Annotated in this window: 3 protein-coding genes and 1 pseudogene; all 4 read right to left on the bottom strand. The window is 23.2% G+C overall.

Features of this window, described 5'->3' with window-relative positions; translation table 11 throughout:
- The coding region (locus CHF27_RS13570; protein ID WP_199533669.1) for a PD-(D/E)XK nuclease family transposase at positions 1 to 100 on the bottom strand (100 nt) is incomplete at its 3' end.
- A 509-nt stretch (positions 101 to 609) separates the two neighbouring features.
- Positions 610 to 795, bottom strand: a pseudogene (locus tag CHF27_RS13565) (ABC transporter ATP-binding protein); the annotation flags it as partial.
- 224 nt (positions 796 to 1019) lie between these two features.
- The gene (locus CHF27_RS13560; protein WP_095405324.1) at positions 1020 to 1628 is read right to left on the bottom strand and encodes a hypothetical protein; all 609 of its coding nucleotides are present in this window, start codon (positions 1626 to 1628) and stop codon (positions 1020 to 1022) included.
- A 149-nt stretch (positions 1629 to 1777) separates the two neighbouring features.
- Positions 1778 to 2299 (bottom strand): hypothetical protein, encoded by a 522-nt coding sequence (locus CHF27_RS14320; RefSeq protein WP_095405325.1) that lies wholly within the window; start codon positions 2297 to 2299, stop codon positions 1778 to 1780.
- Between the last annotated feature and the right edge of the window lie 450 nt (positions 2300 to 2749).

The following is a 2749-nucleotide window of genomic DNA, read 5'->3' as shown; positions in this document are numbered from 1 at the left end:
TAACTGCATTTAAAAATGATATTAATATATCAGGGTGTTTTTCATTTCCAAATATTCTTTTAAAAACAAAATCTACTTTAGGACTTAATAAATATGTCATTTCTACACTTCCTTTCTTTATTTGTATATATTTTTATTATACTATGAATTCTTATTCAATAATAAATTAAAATACATAGATATAATTATGCTAAAGGATACATATCATGTATAGCAGGATTACCTGGAGAATCTTTTCGGGGAATAACTAAGGTTTGGTGGCAATAAATTATGAAAACTAACAAGCTTTTTATTATTAGTAGAATTATAGCAACACTTATTTTAATTTTAATTTTTATACTTCAACATAATCAAATAATTCCTAATTATACTGTTTTTATTTTTCTAATTATTTTTTTTATTTTAGATTCCTTTATAAGAAAACATTATAAATAAAATATAAATTGGATATAATATTCAAATTTAAATAAGGATGCTGATGAACTTGTTTTTTACAAATATCTCAGCATCCTTATTTTTTATAACTACGATTATTTAAGCAAATTCAACTCTTCATTATTATTTAATTTCTTGAGCTGTTGTTGATATTTCAATAATTAATAGAGTTTTTTACTTTTCTTTATCTCCTATTATCTTTCCATCACTTATAGTTACTACTCTATCTGCAGTATTTGCAATCTCATCACTGTGAGTTATCATAACTAAAGTTTGATTGAATTCTTTTACGCACATCTTAAGTATATCCATTACTTCCTTAGTTGTCTTTAAATCTAGATTTACTGATGTAGGTTTATCAAGACCTGCTACACAGTGTAGAAATGTACTCTTTTCAGGTACATACTCTTGTTTGCTGAGTAACTTATTGAAAATCCTTCTTCATTAAGAGCCTCACATATATCTATTTTCTTCATTTGTTGTTTAAACAAACCTGATAATCTCTTATGTTGCAGCTATGGGTACCACCACTTTAATAACTATATTGCTTAAACACACTAAGTTTCTTAATTTATGAATTCAATCTATTTATTTTTATCTATAATATTATCAATTTCTAATACCAACTTAGTTTCATTGGGTTGTAGCAATAATCCATTGACAATATTTACTGATTCATTATTTTTAAAATTAATATTATAGTATAAATATTTGTATCCTCTAATATGTTTGTTTCCTTTATTAATTGATTGTATATCTTTATAGCTATATTTGTGCTTATTTACTCCGAATATATTGTTTTTCTCTATTCTATCATTATAAAAAATATAATAGTTATTAGCACAATATACTAAACCTGAAATAAATATTATCAGAACTATTGTAAATCCTAAATTGTAAATTTTTATATCTTTTTCAATCCTTATATTTCTAAGATAAATCCTTGTATCTATGTATAAAGTAATCACTATTATTATTGCTATCATTGCCCCTATAAGAATTCTATAATTAGAGTTGGTCATACTTATTAAAATATAGTTTTTGCTAGATCCAAGTATAAATTCATTTAAAATTTTACTTATACCTAGTATTGAAAATATACATATCATTAAATACAATACTCCTAACCCTAGTTTTAAAATGAAATGACGTATTGATTTAGCCTCTATTAGCCAATTATAAATAAAAAACATGCTCCTTGTCCCCCTATTTCCTAAACATTTACTATTTCAAAGTATTATTTATTTAAAATAATAAAACGTATTCTAGAAATTGTATACTCTTCTAAAAATCGTTATAGCTGCTATTTTTAGTGTGATTTTTAGATAGTTGGTTTATCTTCTTAAGATTTACTTCTGTTAGTTTTATAAATAAACTTGTTAAAAAACAATACTATATGATTATCTAGTAATATCATCAATATTCCATATATGCTCAAAAGTATTTTTGATACAAAATCTACTTTAGTGTCTCCTCCTCCTATCATAAAGAAAATTTGAGTGTGAGGTATTAGTAGTATAAAAATACCTATTAGTATAGAAGCAATATTAAGCATTATCTCAAGTATATTAGGATTTTCACAGTAACTATACTTTGTTTTTCTGTCCATAAAATTATACTGAATAATAGATATAAATAAAGATAGAAACCATATAAAAGCAAAATATTCTCCCCAATTACATAAATAAAAAGCAATAGATGAAACAACTGCAAAAAATATAGTTATATAATTGAATGTTTTTATAATATAATTACTATTTTTTATATAAGCTTTTAGAAAAAACAATATTTTTGCAACTATAAATGAAATAGGCAACATAATAGTTAATACATGACGACTTTGTAAATTAAAATATTCATTCATATTATAGCTATAGAAGCCTCATTTTTTACGATATATCACACCATTTATTATTTGGTCTAGAATCTCTTGTATCATCGCATATGCCGATATTAATCACTATATTAAATGTCCTTTCATTAGCATACTTTTATGTCTCTATTTATATTACTTTATTCTGCGTTTTTTTACTATATTTTTCCTAAGTTTATGCATTTTGGATGTTAAATGTTGCATTTTAGACGTCAAATGTTGCTTTATAGAAATATCATTAAATAAAAAAGTGTATTTCCTTCAAAATACACTTTTATTCCTAGTCTCATTTTTTATTTTTATAATTTGCAAAGTTTACAATATATAATACTATATTTAATAATTTAAGCCCTATTTTTATTTCTTAGTTCTTTAATTTCTTCTACTGATAATCCAGTTATTGTCTGAATTGTATTATCATCTAAATTGTTATTTATTGCA

Source organism: Romboutsia maritimum (assembly GCF_002251085.2).
In the GTDB taxonomy this organism is placed as follows: domain Bacteria; phylum Bacillota; class Clostridia; order Peptostreptococcales; family Peptostreptococcaceae; genus Romboutsia_B; species Romboutsia_B maritimum.
The sequence above is the reverse complement of the archived record's forward strand: the minus strand, read 5'-3'. Positions and strand labels throughout refer to the sequence as shown.